Consider the following 13,951-nt stretch of genomic DNA (forward strand, 5'->3'; position numbering starts at 1 on the left):
CCGTAGTCTATAACATATCATCCGACTATTTATAAACAGTAGTCATCAAATGACCAAGCATTCAAAAAGGCTGCCGCAGCGCATCACGCGCCGCGGCAGCCTTTGTCGTCGGATCAGTTCTCGGCGTCCAGCTCGTCCAGCCGCGCCTGCATCGCATCGTCGTCCGGCACCAGGGCCAGGTAGCGGGTCAAGGCCGCGCGCAGCTCCGGGCGCGCGCCGGTCGACTGGAAGAAGTCGATCAGGTCGCGCAGGAAGTCCGCCGAGTCCTGGAAGTTGCGGAAGGCCAGCAGGTAGTTCTCGCGCGCCTTTTCCACGTTGTCCAGGCGGTCGTAGCTCTTGGCGAGGTTCCAGTAGACCTGCGGATCGACCTCGTCGGCCGCGTCCAGCGCCTCCAGGAAGGCGACGTTGGCCTCGTCCTTGCCCTGAGCCAAAAGCAGGTTGCTCCACTCGAGCATCACCGTCTGGTTCTCCGGGTCGAGCGCGCGGGCGCGGGTCAGGTAGCCCTCTGCGACATCGAGCGCGGACTGGCGCAGCGCCAGCCGGGCCCCGACCAGGAACAGCTCCGGATTGGTGTCATCGACTGCAAGCCCCGCGGTCACCGTCGCGGAGGCGGCCTCCAGCTGGTTGGCCGCCGCCTGGGCCTGCGCCAGCGGCAGGTAGGCGTTGGCGAAGCTCGGGTCCGCGTCGATCACGCGCTGCAGCGTCGTGATGGCGCGGCCGGTGTCCTTGAGCTCGAGGTACAGCGTCCCCAGGCGAAAGGCGCTGGTGGGGTCGAGCGCGTCCACGCCGACCTCTTCGTACTGCGCCACGGCGTCCTCGTACTGCCCGCCGTTGGCCAGTGTCGCGGCGTAGCGGGTCTGAATCGAAACGCCGGCCATGGTGTCGACGCCCTGGGCCAAAAGCTGCTGGTAGGCCGCCTGCGCCTGCGCGTCTTTGCCCCAGTCGAAGTAAAGCTCCCCGAGCGCAAACGTCACCACCGGCTCGTCCGGCACCAGCCGCGCGGCCTGCAGCAGTTTTTGCTCGGAGACCTCGTACAGGCCCTGGGTCTGGTAGACGTCGGCCAGGGCCAGGAGCGCCTGCGGGTAGTAGTCGGAGTCCGGGGCAATCGAGGTGAGCAGGTTGATCGCGCGGTCGGGCTCGCCGTTGGCCACGGCGATGTCGGCCAGCGCCGTCTTGATGTCCTCAAGCTCCGGGTACTTGCCCATCAGCTCCTCGTAAAGCCGCTGGGCCTGTCCCGTGAAACCGAGGGCGTACAGCTCGCCGGCCAGGTTGTACTTGTGCTCGTCGTCGTCGTGCGCGAGCACCTGGGTGAACAGCTCACGGCTTTGGGCGATGTCCCCCGCCTCGAGCGCGTCCAGCATCTGTTGGGAATAACTCATTGCAATCCTCCTACTATGATCGGCGACCGCCGGGGCAAACAAAAAGGCCGAGTGAAAACTCGGCCCCATGTCCCGGTAGGTTCAAGAGACTACTTAACAGCGTCCTTGAGTGCCTTACCTGGCTTGAATGCAGGAACTTTCGATGCTGGGATCTCGATTTCTGCACCAGTTTGCGGGTTGCGGCCCTTGCGAGCAGCGCGTTCGCGAACTTCGAAGTTACCAAAGCCGATCAGCTGAACCTTGTCGCCCTTTGCCAGAGCGTCTTGGATGGAACTGAACACTGCGTCTACCGCAGCGGTTGCATCCTTCTTGGTCAAGCCAGTCGTACCAGAAACGCTTTCGATCAATTCTGCCTTGTTTGCCATGATCTTTTCACCTCCGTATTTATTTGGGCCGAGGCCCAAACGACCCATTCGTGGATTCCCCAAGAATGAGGAAACAATGATAAACCCGTATCACTATTTCAATCCTAAATTTATCACACAAACCCCGCTGTATCAAGCTTTTTGGCCAAAATTTGCGTGCGCGCCGCCGCGGCCTGAAAAAACCGGCTGAAAAGTTGCGAGCGCGGCCAAAGCCCGGCGCGACGCCTATTTGCGACTGCGCGCCAGCAGGTGAATCGGCGTGCCTTCGAAGTCGAAGGTCTTGCGCAGCTGATTGATGAGAAAACGCTCATAAGAGAAGTGCAAAAGGTCCGGATCGTTCACGAAAACCACGAAGGTAGGCGGTTTTACCGCGACCTGAGTCATGTAGTAGATTCTCAAGCGCTTGCCATTTATCGTCGGCGTCGGGGTGACCGCCAGCGCGTCCATCAGCACGTCGTTGAGCACCGCGCTTTGGATGCGGCGGTTCTGATTTTCAGAAACCGCTTCGATCATCGCCGGCAGGTTGCGCAGCCGCTGCTTGGTCTTGGCCGACACGAACACGATCGGCGCGTAGTCCAGGTACTGGAATTCCGCGCGGATGTGGTCCGTGAACTCCTGGAGGGTGTGATTATCCTTCTCCTTGAGCGTGTCCCACTTGTTGACCACGATGATCACACCACGGCCCGCCTCGTGGGCGTAACCGGCGACCTTCTTGTCCTGCTCGCGGATGCCCTCCTCGGCGTTCAGCACGACCAGCACGACGTCGGAGCGGTCGATCGCGCGCAGGGCGCGCATCACGGCGTACTTCTCCGTGCTTTCGTAGACCTTGCCGCGCTTGCGGATGCCGGCGGTGTCGATCATGGTGAACTCCTGGCCGTCGTGCTCGAACTTGGTGTCGATTGCATCGCGTGTGGTGCCCTCGATGTCGGACACGATCACGCGCTCGGTGCCGAGAATCGCGTTGACCAGGCTGGACTTGCCGACGTTCGGCCGGCCGATGAAGGAGAACTTGATCGAGTCGTCCTCGACCCCCTCGCCCTCGTCCGGGAACGCCGCGAACACGGCGTCCAGCGCGTCGCCCAGGCCGATGCCGTGGGTCCCGGACAGCGGGTAAGGTTCACCGAAGCCCAGGGAGTAAAAATCGTAAATGTCGTTGCGGCGTTCCGGGTTGTCGACCTTGTTGACGGCCAGCACCACCGGCTTGTCCGCGCGATAGAGAATCTGGGCGACCTTTTCGTCGGCCTCGGTGACCCCGGCCTCGACGCTGGTCAAAAACAGGATCACGTCGGCCTCGTCGATGGCGATCTCGGCCTGCTGGGTGATCTGGGTCAGGAAGGGCTCGTCGCCCATGTCGATCCCGCCGGTGTCAATCAGCGCGAACTCCTTGCCCAGCCACTCGCCCTTGCCGTAGATGCGGTCGCGAGTGACCCCGGGGGTGTCTTCGACGATTGACACGCGCTCGCCGAGGATGCGGTTGAAAATCGTCGACTTGCCGACGTTCGGCCGGCCGACAATCGCTAATGTTGGGAGTACCATTGCGTCACTTCCTTTCACGCGTGCAGCCCGTTGCGGGCGAATTCCGAAGGCCCCCGCCGCACGCGTGCGAGGGTTCATATTTAGATGCAATCAGATGACAGTACAGTCGTATCGGTGGAACTCGGTAGGAGCGGTCTGAACCAAAAGGCACGGCGGCACGCGCTCGCATAAGACTGGCGCGGTTACCGGCCACCCACCAACGGGCCAAGCCGCAGCATGGGCAGGCGTTCCACTCTGGAGGGCGGAGGCGCGGACCGGTCACTGCCGGAGGCTTCGGACCGGGGCGAGCCAGCGTGAGATTGCACTTAGTCGGCGAACTGTGCCGGCTTAGTGCAAGGGCGGGTCCTGAGACCGCACTTTGGGCTCAGGGGAGCCCCACGCGTTCCGCCGCCCCGGCCAGAAGCTGGAGGCAGTGGCCCGTCCCCGCCGGAGCCCGGCAGCGCACCCGGCCCTGGACACACCAACGGGGGCGTGACCGCCGTCACGCCCCCGCCAGAGGTCAATGCTTAGTCTTTGTTGTTGAAGTCCTTCAGCGCGTCGCCGAGCAGATCGCTCATGGAGAAGCCGGAGTCATCCTGCTGGTATTCAGCCGGGATGGCGGTGTGCTCTTCACGACGGTTGTTGCGACGAGGACGATCGTTGTTGCCGCGGTTGTTGTTGCCACGGCTAGGACGCTCTTCGCTCATGCCTTCCGGACGCTCCTGCAGGGCCTTGATGGACAGGGCCAGGCGGTGCTGGTCTGGGTCGACGGAGAGAACCTTCACGTCAACGCTTTGACCTTCCTTGAGCACTTCATTCGGCGTGCCGATGTGTTCGTGGGAAATCTGGGAGATGTGAACCAGGCCTTCAACGCCAGGGAATACTTCAACGAAGGCGCCGAAGGAGGTCAGGCGACGAACGGTACCGGTCAGAACGGCACCTTCTGGGGCGCGGTCTTCGATGTCATCCCAAGGCTGTGGCAGGGTCGCCTTGATGGACAGGGAGATGCGATCGCGATCCGGGTCAACGGCCAGAACCTTAACCTTAACGTCTTGGCCGACCTTGAGCACGTCGCTTGGCTTGTCAACGTGGTCAAAGGCGATCTCGGACACGTGAACCAGGCCGTCAACGCCGCCGAGGTCAACGAAGGCACCGAAGTTGGTCAGGCGCGCAACCTTGCCTTCGACAACGTCGCCAGGCTGGATCTTCGCGAAGATTTCCTGACGGGCTTCCTTCTTGTTGGCTTCAACGATGGCGCGGTGGGACAGGATCAGACGGTTGTCGTTAGGTTCAACTTCAACGATCTTGAATTCCAGGGTCTGGCCCTTGTACTGGGACAGATCTTCAACGAAGTGGTCCGCAACCATGGATGCCGGCACGAAGCCGCGCACGCCGGCGCTAACCACCAAGCCGCCCTTAACGACGGAAGAAACCGGCGCGGTGATGGTCTCGCCTGCTTCTTGCTTGGCCTGGATGTCCTTCCAGATCTTCTGGGCTTCAAGGCGCTTCTTGGAGAGCAGGTACTGGCCGTTCTCCTTGTCCTTGCCGATCGTGGAAATCACGACCAGGTCAATCTCGTCGCCGACTTTAGCAACTGCCCGAATGTCATCGACTGGCTGAGCAGATAATTCTTTCAGAGGAACGACACCTTCAACCCCGGTGCCCTCGATCCCAACGATCAGTTGCTTGTCCTCAACGGCTAATACTTCACCTTTTACGGTGTCCCCAATGTGAACGGTCTCGACCTCTTTCAAGGCGTCCGCCATCGTTTGGGCGTTCTCGTTTGCTGCAGTGTTTTCACTCATGCCAAAAAATCCTCCTATACGACTGTCATACAAAATCTATTGTACCTAAAGCGGCGTGAAATTACCAACTTTATTTACGCGCCGCGGACCGATTTTCCATGACGAGTTTCAGGATGGCGTCAACCTCTTCGTCGATGGTCATCTCGCTGGCGTCGATGTGGTGCGCGTCAGCCGCCTCGCGCAGCGGGCTGACGGCGCGCGTGGAGTCCTTTTCGTCGCGGGCCTTGATCTCCTGTTCGAGCGTGGCAAGCGGCGTGTCGATGCCCTTTGCCACGTTTTCCTTGTAGCGGCGCTCGGCGCGCTTGGCGACGCTGGCCACCAGGAAAATCTTGACCTCGGCGTTCGGCAGCACGGTGGTGCCGATGTCGCGGCCGTCCATCACGATGTCGGACTCGGCGGCGATGGCGCGCTGGCGGGCGACCATCTCCGTGCGCACGGCGGGCAGCGCGGAGACCTGGCTGACGTTGTTGGTGGTCTCCGGCTCGCGGATCGCCAGGGTGACGTCCTCCCCGTTCATGAAGACCAGCTGGCCGGTCGGCGCCGGCTTGAAGGTGATCGTGAGGTCCTTGAGCGCGGCCATGATCGCCGGCTCGTCGCCGTAGTCCAGGCCCAGGCGCTGGGCCATCACCGTTGCCGTGCGGTACATGGCGCCGGTGTCGCAGTAGATGAACCCCAGCTTGGTGGCGACCAGCTTGGCGATGGTGCTTTTCCCAGACCCTGCAGGCCCGTCGATGGCAATTTGCATAATGATGCTTCCTTTCCCGCCGGCTGACCCGGCTGCTCACAAAAATTGAGCCGCTGCCGACTCAATTCGTCATTACTTCACTTTGACGCTCTGCCCGGGAACCAGGGTGCCCTGCCCGTTGAGCGCGTAGAACTCGTCCAGGGTCATGCCGTGGTTCTTGGCGATGCGGTACGGGTTGTCGCCGGCCTGCACGGTGTAGGTGCCGCTTGCCGTGGCGCTCGAACTCGAAGTTGAGCTTGCGGCGCTGCTCGAGGAGCTGGACGCGACGCTCGAGCTAGAGCTTGAGACGCTCGCCGACTTGCTCGACGCGACGCTTGAGCTCGAGGCCTTGCTTTCGCTCGACTCACTTGAGCTGCTCTTCTCGGACGCGCTTGACGCGCTAGAGCTTGAGCTCGACTTCTTGCTCGAGCTGCTCTTCTTGGACGACTCCACGGTGATGTGCATCGCGTCGTTGCCGCCGCTCGGCGAGTTTTGCGAAATCGCCGAAATCGTGATCGGCACGATGACAAAGGCGGCAATCAAGATCCAAACCACGTAGGTCAACACCGTGGTGCCGTGGTGTTTCTGCCGGGTTGCGACGCGCGACAGGTTGCCCTCATCGTCGCGGTCGTCTTCGAACTTCTTCTCCCACGGTTTGGTTGGGTCGTTAGCTTGTGGGTCTTCTTGATTTTTGGACATAACGATCCTCCTTACTCAGCTTCAACCATTGTAACATAGAAGCCCACAAGGACTAAGGTTAGATTCTAAAGATATTGGCAAATATTTCCCGCCAGGACTCAGGTTGCGGCGCCGTTTTGCGCGGCGCGGCGACGCTGGCCAGCACTGCAGGCGTCACTGGCCCGCAGCAAAGCGCGTGGTGTTCGGCGTTCGGCGAGTCAAAATGGGCCAGCAGGAGCTGCCGCGCGCACCCGGTGGTCGTCAAGAGCTTGGCCATCGCGCCGGCCGCCGCCTGGCGCTCGGAGAGCCTGGCGGCCAGGCGCGCGGCGACCTGCTGTTCCGCAAAGCCCGCCTTGATGTAGGCCTCGATCAAGGCGACTTGCGGGTCGTCGAAGTCCTGGTACGCGTCCGGGTGCTTAAACACCTGCCGGATCATGGCGGCGTCCGGCAGCGTGCCGGCGAACGTGGCGGCGCGCGCGACGTCCCCCGGCGCCACCAGCACAACGCTCAGCGACTGCCGGCCGTCGCGGCCCGCGCGGCCGATGCCCTGCGAGTAGGCCTCGAGCGACTCGGGCACGTGGGTGTACACCACCAGCCGCACGTCGTTCTTGTCGATGCCCATGCCAAAGGCGCTGGTCGCGCAGATCACGCGCAGCCGGTCGGCCATGAACTGGTGCTGAATCAAGTCGCGCTGCTCGGCCGCAATGCCGGCGTGATAGAAGCCGGCGGCCACGCCGCGGCGGGTCAGCTCCCCGGCTGTCTCCTCCGCCTGCTTGCGGCTGTCGAAGTAGACGATGGTCGGCCCCGCCACCGCCTGCACCAGCGCAAGCACACGCGCCTGCTTGGCGGCGGGGCTTGCGACCTGCTCGACGCCCATGAAGATGTTCGGCCGGTCCACCGAATTGACCACCCGCACCGGCGCGCGCAGCCCAAGGCCGGCCACGATGTCGTCCTGGACGCGCCGCGGCGCCGTGGCGGTCAGCGCCATCGTGCTGCCCGGGTGCAGCCTCGCGATGGCCTGACCCAACAGCAGGTACGACGGGCGAAAATCAGGGCCCCATTGCGAGATGCAGTGCGCCTCGTCCACCACGAACAGCGCAACGCCAATGTCGGCCAGGCGCGCGAGCACCTGGGGCTTGAGCAGCGTCTCGGGCGCCGCGAAGACGAAGTGATACTGGTCCAGATGGGCCAGCACCCAGTCAAAGTCCGCAGGCGCCAGCCGGCTGGACAGCGCCACCACCCGTTTTTCCCCGCTGGCCTGAAGCCGGGCGACCTGATCGGCCATCAGCGCCAGAAGCGGCGACACGACCACCACCAGGCCCGGCATCAGCCGGCCGGGCAGCTGGTAGCACAGCGTCTTGCCGCTGCCGGTTGACAGCACCCCCAGGGCGTCGCGGTGGTCGAGCGCCGCCGCGACCAGCTCCCGCTGCCCCGGGCGAAACGCGTCGAACCCGAAGGCCTGTCTCAGCTCGTTGTCAAGGTCTTGCATGCTGCCACCGTCCTTGCAGTTGAAGTATCTGGTACAGCCGCACGTGGAAAAAATCGGCCTGAGGCACCGCGGCAAGCAGCGCGCGGTAGTCGGGCTCGTGCGGGTCGGCGACGGCGTCAAAAGCTGCGGTCAACGCCTTAGAAAACAGCCCGGCCGGCGGCTGCCAGCCCAGGATTGCGGCGCCCAGCAGGTGCTCGTTGACCGTGCTCTCCTTCAGGCGCAGCCGCGCCTGAATCGCCGCGCGCGGCACCCCGGCTTCCGCCAGCTCGCAGGCCGCACGGTTGCTGGTCGAGATCAAGGACCGCGGCCCGCCCCAGAGCCCACCAAGCGCCGCCCACTCGGGGTGGGCCGCGATGGCCGCGACTAGGCGGCCAAGGTCGTCTTGGCGCCGCAGCTCGCCGGCAAGCCCGACCGCCGCTGCACCGCCGACAAAATGGTGCCCGATCAGCCGGTTGGCCAGCCGGTCCGCCGTCGCCTCGGGAAGCGCCGCAAAGGCCGCGGTCAGCTCGCCCGGCAGCGCGTCAACCGGCGTCGCCGTGGTCTGGTACCACCGGCGCACCGCCTGCTGGGTCGCCCAGTCGTCGACCGCCGGCCGGTAGCGGCGGTTCTCAAAGCGCGCCTCGGACACCGCCTGCACCGCAAGCACCAGCCGGCGCGCGAACCCGTCGAGGTCCCAGTCGGCGCGGTAGTGAGCGGGTCTCGGCAGCACCGCGGCGGCCGCGGCCGCCGCCTCCGGTTGGGCAAGTACCAGCCCGTCTTCGGTCTCAACCAGCGTCTTGGCCTGAGTCAGGCGCGCCACCGCAGCTTGAAAATCCCCGCGCCGCAGCGTAGGGTAGAGCTGAAGCCACTGCAGCTGATGGTGCTGCAGCGCGGCGAACAGAATTGAGATGGTTTTCTTCCCCGTCAGCAGGAAGTACACGGCGGTTGGCCGCCGCGGCGTGGCGGAGAAGAATTGAACGATCAGCTCATCTAGCATGGCACCCTCCGACGAAAGCGAGACTTCAAGATGACATTATACTACGGAAAAGTGGATCAAAGCGCATGCATCGCCTGCGGCCGCTGCCAGCTGCTGGCCCCCGCCCTCTTCGCGTACGATGCGGAGGGCATCGCAAGCTACGTCCCGGACCACAACACCGGCACCCAGCCGCTGAACGCCGATCAGCAGATTGCCTTCACCCTGGCCCAGCGCCGCTGCCCCACCGCCGCCATCCAGCGCGCCAAGACCCCCTGGCCCCACGACTGAGATTTCGCCAAAAAACGCGAAGAAGCGCCGCGCAAATTTTTTGCGCGGCGCTTCTTTGTATGCCATTCAGGTCAAGCGCGGCGGCCACCCAGCGCGACGCATGGGTTCACCTAATCGACGCGTGGGCCTTGTGCGTTCCCGCAGCCTCGCACCTGTCCTGTCTCCACTATTCAGGGCGGAGACGCGGCCGCGCCGCTGCTGGAGGCGGAGGGCCGAGGCGAGCCAGCGTGACATTGCTGTAAGTCGGCCGTTCTTGCCGACTTACAGCAAGGGCGGGTCTTGAGACCGCACTTTGGGCTCAAGGGAGCCGAACGCGTTCCGCCGCTCCGGGCCGGAGCCGGAAGCACCACTGCGGCCCCGCCTCCGCCCGGCATGCAGCCTACGACAGGTGCGGCGTCTGGCTGGCGCGGCGCTGCTTTTCAAGCCACGGCATCAGGGCCTTGGCCAGGGCGAAGAACACGACGGAGACGACGACGCCCTTGATCAGGTTGAACGGCACGACGCCGATCAGCACGTACTTCAGCGTGGACATCCCCAGGCTGAAGTTCATCACGGCCAGGTACATCGGCATGATCACCAGCCAGTTGAGCACGCTCATGATCACCGTCAGACTCAGCGTGCCGCCGATCAGCCCGCCGATCTGGCGACCCAGCGAGTTCTTGTTGGTCATCATCGCAACCACCGGCCACATGAAGCCGACGCTGGCGATGAACGATGCCGCGTCGCCGACCAGGTTGATCACCCCGCCGCCGGTCAGCACGTAGTGAAGCAGGCTGCGGACGAACGCGACCATCACGCCGCCGACCGGCCCGTACAATAGACCGCCGAGCAGGACCGTGAGATCCGAGAGGTCAAGCTTGAGGAAGGGAAAAGCGGGCAGGATCGGGAACTCCAGAAACATCTGCAGGACGAACCCGACGGCCGCCAGCAGCGCGACGCCAACCAACCGGTGCAACTTAGAACTAGACATGACAATTCCTCCAATGGTTGCTTCAGAGGAGCAAAAAGACCCACTACCCCCGGGGATAATGAGTCTTCTCTTGAATTGCAGCATTCAAAATAAGCCCCATCTTCTTTATCTAGACTATACTATCGGTTCCGGAATCACACCGGATCGGCCGCGTTGCCGCGGGTCGTGGACTTTCACCACCGGTCGGGAATTGCACCCTGCCCCTGAAGACGAACCAGTTATTTAATTACGCACTAATTGTAACCAAGTGGATTGGGCGTGTCAACTACTTTCTGCGAGCGGTTTCACGGCGCGACTTGGCCTTCGCCCAGCCCGTCTTGTCGACCGGCTTGCGGCGCGGCGCGGCGGCTTCCTTGCCGGTGGCGGCGAGGTCCTTGAGCGCCTGCATCTCGGCCGCGCGCAGCGGCCGGTGCTCGCCGGACACCATGCCCTCAAGCGTCAGCGGGCCGTACTCGACACGCGACAGCTTCTGCACGGGGAACCCGAGGGTCTGAAACATCTTTTTGACCTGGTGGTTCATCCCCTGGTGAATCGTCAGCGAGACGATGGCGGTCTGCTTGTCCTTGTCGGTGGACATGATGTTAAAGCGCGCCGGGGCGAGCTTCTTGCCCTCGACCACGAGGCCGTCGCGCAAAGGCATCAGCTGCACGCGCGTCGGGATGCCCTTGAGCTTGGCGACGTACTTCTTGTCGACCTTAAAGCTCGGGTGCATCAGCATGTTGGCGAACTCGCCGTCGTTGGTCATGATCAAAAGACCTGAGGTGTCGTAGTCGAGGCGTCCCACCGGGTACAGGTGCTCGCGGACGTCGGCGAAGTAGTCGGTGACCACGCTGCGCTTCTTGTCGTCGGTCACCGCGGTGATCACGCCGCGGGGCTTGTAGAACAGGAAGTAGCGCTTCTTCTCCTTGTTCAGCGGCACGCCGTCGACCTGAATCTCGTCTTTGGCCGACACCTTGACGCCCATGGTGGTCACGACCTCACCGTTGACGGTGACGTGGCCGGTGGCGATCAGCTCCTCCGCGTGGCGGCGCGATGCGACGCCGGCGTTGGCGATCACCTTTTGCAGTCGTTCTTCATTCAGTTCCATCCGAGTCTCCTTTAGTGGTGGGCAGTACAGTGTCAAAGTCGGCGAACAGGTCGACCTCCGCCGGCGCCTGGCTTTCATCCAGGGCCGGCAGGTCGTCCAGCGTGGTCAGGCCGAAGTACGCGAGGAAAAAGTCGGTGGTCGCGTACAGAATCGGCCGCCCGGGCGCATCCAGCCGCCCGGCCTCGCGCACCAGCCGGCGCGAGGCCAGCGTGGTCAGCGCCCCGCTGCTCTGCACGCCGCGCACCTCGTCGATGGCGATGCGCGTGATTGGCTGCTGGTAGGCGATGATTGCCAGCACCTCAAGCGCCGCCTGGGACAGCCCCTGCGCCGGCGGCCCGGCGAAGTAGGCCTTCAGCACGTCCGCGTAGTCCGGCTTGGTCAGCAGGTAGTAACGGTCCTCGGCCTGTTGGAGCATCAGCCCGGATTCCGGGTCGTCCGCAAGCCGCTGGCCGAAGCTGGCGAGCTGCTGGCGCGCGGCGGCCGGGCTGATGTTCAACAGCTGGGCGAACTGGTCCAGCGCCACGCCGGCGGTGCCGGCGGTGTAAAGAATCGCTTCGATTACCGGGTGCATCACGCGGCCTCCTTCAGGGTGACGATGATCGGGGCGAACGGCTCCTCTTGGGTGCACACGACCTGCGCCGTTTTCATCAGCTCAAGCAGCGCCATGAAGGTGGTCACCACCGCCTCCACCGTGCGCTGTTCCAACAGGCGCTCGAAGCGGCAGCTGTGCCAGCGCGCAAGGTCTTGCATCACCGACTCGATGCGCGCGGTGACGGACACCGGCTCGGCCTCGATGTGAGCGATGGTCTGCGCCGTGGCCAGCTGACGGGCGACCACGGCGGCCATCGCGGCGGTCAGGTCGCGCAGCTTCACCGCGCCGGGGGCCATCGGCACCTGAAAATCGGCGTCCGGCAGCGTCTCCGGCTTGGCGTAGGACTTGGCGCGCGCCTGCTCCAGCGACTTGAACGCGCCGGCGGCCTCCTGGTAGACCTGGTAGGTCAACAGCTGCGACACCAGGTCCGCGCGCGGGTCGACGTAATCGTCGGGGAGCTCCTCATCGGGTTCGGCCTGGGGCAACAGCATCTGGCTTTTGAGCGCCATCAGGCTTGCGGCCATGACGAAATAATCGCCGGCCACATCGAGCCTCAGCTCCTGCATCTGGCGCAGGTAGTCGAGGTACTGGCTGGTGATGGCGGCGATGGGAATGTCGTAGATGTCCACTTCGTTGGTGCGAATCAGGTGCCACAGCAGGTCGAGTGGCCCGGAAAAATCATTCAGGACGAGCGTCAGTGCCATGCTGGTCCTCTTTTCTCCGCTGGTTGAAGCCGGCCACCAAGGGCGCGTTTTCAAGCGTCCCCATCAGCCGGCGGTCCGGGTACACGGCTTGCAGGTCGCCGAGGACCGCGTCTTGGGTCGCGACGTCGCGAAACGCCGGCGACAGCGACAGGTGGCGCACCAGCACGAAGTCTTGCCCGAGCTCAACGCCGACCACGCCCTCGAAATCCCCACCGGCGGTTTCGCGGTAGAGGTACAGCTCGTGCGTGTTGTCCTCGGTGTAAAGCCTAAGCTCGGTCTTGAGGTGCCCGATGTCCTTGAGATCTGGGATGAACGACAGGAAGCCCATCGCGATTTTGGAATAATCATTCTTGTACTTCGTTAGCATTACAGCCTCCAGGTTCTGCCAATCGGCGCGGGACGGGGCGTCGCTTCCGACCGGCGGCGATTGCGCCAGTCAGTTCGGATACGCCCTATCCATTGCCCACTGGATAAGATACCACAGCCAGACCGGGCGGGCAATCCGCCGCGGGGCCTAGCCGCGCGGATGGGTCTTGTGGTACACCGCCACGATCTTCTTGGCGCTCAGGTGCGTGTAGATCTGGGTGGTGCTGATGTCGCTGTGGCCGAGGAGCTCCTGCAACACGCGCAGGTCCGCGCCGTTTTCCAGCAGGTGCGTGGCGAAGCTGTGGCGCAGCGTGTGCGGCGTCACGTTCTTCTTGATGCCAAGCGCCGTGATGTAGGCCTTCAGGTTCTTCCAGATGCCCTGCCGCGTCAGCTGGCGGCCGTGGAAGTTCACGAAAACCGCGTCCGGGCGGGTCTTTTGCGTCAGGCCCGGCCGCGCGTCTTGGAGGTAGCGCTGGACCCAACCGGCGGCCTGCGCGCTGATCGGGATGATGCGCTCCTTGTCGCCCTTACCGGTGACTTGGATCAGGTTCATCGTCAGGTGCAGCTGGTCCAGGCGGAGGTTGACCACCTCGGACACCCGCAACCCCGTGGCGTACATCAGCTCAAAAATCGCCCGGTCGCGCAGCCCGAGCGGCCGGCTCAAGTCCGGCGCGGCCATCAGCCGGTCGATTTCGGGGCTCGACAGCGTGGCCGGCAGGTGCTGGGCAGGCTTGGGCGAGTCGACCAGGGCCATCGGGTCGACCGTGATGACGCCTTCCTTAAGCAAGTAGCGGTAAAAGCGGCGCATCGCCGAAATCATGCGGCTCAAGGAGCTCGGCGCCTTCTGCGCGTTTTGGGCGCTCAAAAAGTCCTGGATCACGGCGAGGTCGCTTGGGAAGGCGTCAATCTCCTGCGCCTCCAGCCAGGCCTGGAACTCGCGCAGGTCCTGGCGGTAACTCACCTGCGTCAGGGGCGCCAGGCCGCGCTCGACGTCCAGGTAATGAATGAAATCCGCAATCAGCTCGTCCATGCCG

Annotated in this window: 15 protein-coding genes and 1 riboswitch; of the genes, 1 reads left to right on the plus strand and 14 read right to left on the minus strand. The window is 63.7% G+C overall.

Annotation, left to right across the window (positions count from 1 at the left end):
* Positions 1-113: 113 nt before the first annotated feature.
* The 8 genes from LE416_RS04475 to LE416_RS04510 form a co-directional block, all read right to left on the minus strand.
* A complete protein-coding gene (locus LE416_RS04475; protein ID WP_225047285.1) occupies positions 114-1,379 on the minus strand; it encodes a tetratricopeptide repeat protein in 1,266 nt (421 codons plus the stop codon).
* A gap of 89 nt (positions 1,380-1,468) precedes the next feature.
* Positions 1,469-1,744: an HU family DNA-binding protein gene (locus LE416_RS04480; RefSeq protein ID WP_225047286.1), complete on the minus strand. Its 276-nt coding sequence runs from the start codon at positions 1,742-1,744 to the stop codon at positions 1,469-1,471.
* Positions 1,745-1,969: 225 nt separating this feature from the next.
* Positions 1,970-3,280 (minus strand): ribosome biogenesis GTPase Der, encoded by a 1,311-nt coding sequence (gene der, locus LE416_RS04485; RefSeq protein WP_225047287.1) that lies wholly within the window; start codon positions 3,278-3,280, stop codon positions 1,970-1,972.
* Positions 3,281-3,786: 506 nt separating this feature from the next.
* A complete protein-coding gene (gene rpsA, locus LE416_RS04490) occupies positions 3,787-5,064 on the minus strand; it encodes a 30S ribosomal protein S1 (RefSeq protein ID WP_225047288.1) in 1,278 nt (425 codons plus the stop codon).
* Positions 5,065-5,134: 70 nt separating this feature from the next.
* On the minus strand, positions 5,135-5,809 hold the full coding sequence (gene cmk, locus LE416_RS04495; RefSeq protein WP_225047289.1) for a (d)CMP kinase: 675 nt from the start codon (positions 5,807-5,809) through the stop codon (positions 5,135-5,137).
* 72 nt (positions 5,810-5,881) lie between these two features.
* The gene (locus tag LE416_RS04500; RefSeq protein ID WP_225047290.1) at positions 5,882-6,487 is read right to left on the minus strand and encodes a LysM peptidoglycan-binding domain-containing protein; all 606 of its coding nucleotides are present in this window, start codon (positions 6,485-6,487) and stop codon (positions 5,882-5,884) included.
* Between the two features lie 58 nt (positions 6,488-6,545).
* A complete protein-coding gene (locus LE416_RS04505) occupies positions 6,546-7,955 on the minus strand; it encodes a RecQ family ATP-dependent DNA helicase (RefSeq protein WP_225047291.1) in 1,410 nt (469 codons plus the stop codon).
* Complete coding sequence (locus LE416_RS04510; RefSeq protein ID WP_225047292.1) at positions 7,942-8,931, minus strand: YpbB family protein; 990 nt, start codon at positions 8,929-8,931, stop codon at positions 7,942-7,944. Before LE416_RS04510 ends, LE416_RS04505 begins: the two co-directional genes overlap by 14 nt.
* A 30-nt stretch (positions 8,932-8,961) precedes the next feature.
* Between LE416_RS04510 and LE416_RS04515 the strand changes: the two genes are divergently transcribed.
* Positions 8,962-9,198 (plus strand): ferredoxin, encoded by a 237-nt coding sequence (locus tag LE416_RS04515; RefSeq protein WP_225047293.1) that lies wholly within the window; start codon positions 8,962-8,964, stop codon positions 9,196-9,198.
* A gap of 379 nt (positions 9,199-9,577) precedes the next feature.
* Here LE416_RS04515 and LE416_RS04520 read toward each other — a convergent pair whose 3' ends face one another.
* The 6 genes from LE416_RS04520 to xerD form a co-directional block, all read right to left on the minus strand.
* On the minus strand, positions 9,578-10,168 hold the full coding sequence (locus LE416_RS04520) for an ECF transporter S component (RefSeq protein ID WP_225047294.1): 591 nt from the start codon (positions 10,166-10,168) through the stop codon (positions 9,578-9,580).
* A 94-nt stretch (positions 10,169-10,262) separates the two neighbouring features.
* Positions 10,263-10,383: riboswitch (FMN riboswitch) on the minus strand.
* Positions 10,384-10,433: 50 nt separating this feature from the next.
* On the minus strand, positions 10,434-11,255 hold the full coding sequence (locus tag LE416_RS04525; RefSeq protein WP_225047295.1) for a pseudouridine synthase: 822 nt from the start codon (positions 11,253-11,255) through the stop codon (positions 10,434-10,436).
* Positions 11,242-11,826, minus strand: a complete 585-nt coding sequence (gene scpB, locus LE416_RS04530) for an SMC-Scp complex subunit ScpB (protein WP_225047296.1) — start codon at positions 11,824-11,826, stop codon at positions 11,242-11,244. Before scpB ends, LE416_RS04525 begins: the two co-directional genes overlap by 14 nt.
* Positions 11,826-12,551, minus strand: coding sequence for a segregation and condensation protein A (locus LE416_RS04535; protein ID WP_225047297.1), 726 nt, complete (start codon positions 12,549-12,551; stop codon positions 11,826-11,828). The genes scpB and LE416_RS04535 overlap by 1 nt, the downstream gene beginning before the upstream one ends.
* Positions 12,526-12,918: an N-acetyltransferase gene (locus LE416_RS04540; protein ID WP_225047298.1), complete on the minus strand. Its 393-nt coding sequence runs from the start codon at positions 12,916-12,918 to the stop codon at positions 12,526-12,528. Before LE416_RS04540 ends, LE416_RS04535 begins: the two co-directional genes overlap by 26 nt.
* Before the next feature lie 147 nt (positions 12,919-13,065).
* Complete coding sequence (gene xerD / locus LE416_RS04545) at positions 13,066-13,947, minus strand: site-specific tyrosine recombinase XerD (protein ID WP_225047299.1); 882 nt, start codon at positions 13,945-13,947, stop codon at positions 13,066-13,068.
* Positions 13,948-13,951 lie beyond the last annotated feature (4 nt).

The sequence above is a fragment of the Lacticaseibacillus kribbianus genome (genome assembly GCF_020180945.1).
GTDB lineage: Bacteria > Bacillota > Bacilli > Lactobacillales > Lactobacillaceae > Lacticaseibacillus > Lacticaseibacillus kribbianus.

Bases quoted from the DNA above. Each gene is read 5' to 3' on its own strand.
- der (WP_225047287.1), bottom strand. From the start codon at position 3,280: ATGGTACTCCCAACATTAGCGATTGTCGGCCGGCCGAACGTCGGCAAG.
- LE416_RS04500 (WP_225047290.1), bottom strand. From the start codon at position 6,487: ATGTCCAAAAATCAAGAAGACCCACAAGCTAACGACCCAACCAAACCG.
- LE416_RS04540 (WP_225047298.1), bottom strand. From the start codon at position 12,918: ATGCTAACGAAGTACAAGAATGATTATTCCAAAATCGCGATGGGCTTC.
- scpB (WP_225047296.1), bottom strand. From the start codon at position 11,826: ATGCACCCGGTAATCGAAGCGATTCTTTACACCGCCGGCACCGCCGGC.
- cmk (WP_225047289.1), bottom strand. From the start codon at position 5,809: ATGCAAATTGCCATCGACGGGCCTGCAGGGTCTGGGAAAAGCACCATC.
- rpsA (WP_225047288.1), bottom strand. From the start codon at position 5,064: ATGAGTGAAAACACTGCAGCAAACGAGAACGCCCAAACGATGGCGGAC.
- LE416_RS04510 (WP_225047292.1), bottom strand. From the start codon at position 8,931: ATGCTAGATGAGCTGATCGTTCAATTCTTCTCCGCCACGCCGCGGCGG.
- xerD (WP_225047299.1), bottom strand. From the start codon at position 13,947: ATGGACGAGCTGATTGCGGATTTCATTCATTACCTGGACGTCGAGCGC.
- LE416_RS04480 (WP_225047286.1), bottom strand. From the start codon at position 1,744: ATGGCAAACAAGGCAGAATTGATCGAAAGCGTTTCTGGTACGACTGGC.
- LE416_RS04520 (WP_225047294.1), bottom strand. From the start codon at position 10,168: ATGTCTAGTTCTAAGTTGCACCGGTTGGTTGGCGTCGCGCTGCTGGCG.
- LE416_RS04525 (WP_225047295.1), bottom strand. From the start codon at position 11,255: ATGGAACTGAATGAAGAACGACTGCAAAAGGTGATCGCCAACGCCGGC.
- LE416_RS04505 (WP_225047291.1), bottom strand. From the start codon at position 7,955: ATGCAAGACCTTGACAACGAGCTGAGACAGGCCTTCGGGTTCGACGCG.
- LE416_RS04535 (WP_225047297.1), bottom strand. From the start codon at position 12,551: ATGGCACTGACGCTCGTCCTGAATGATTTTTCCGGGCCACTCGACCTG.
- LE416_RS04515 (WP_225047293.1), top strand. From the start codon at position 8,962: ATGACATTATACTACGGAAAAGTGGATCAAAGCGCATGCATCGCCTGC.
- LE416_RS04475 (WP_225047285.1), bottom strand. From the start codon at position 1,379: ATGAGTTATTCCCAACAGATGCTGGACGCGCTCGAGGCGGGGGACATC.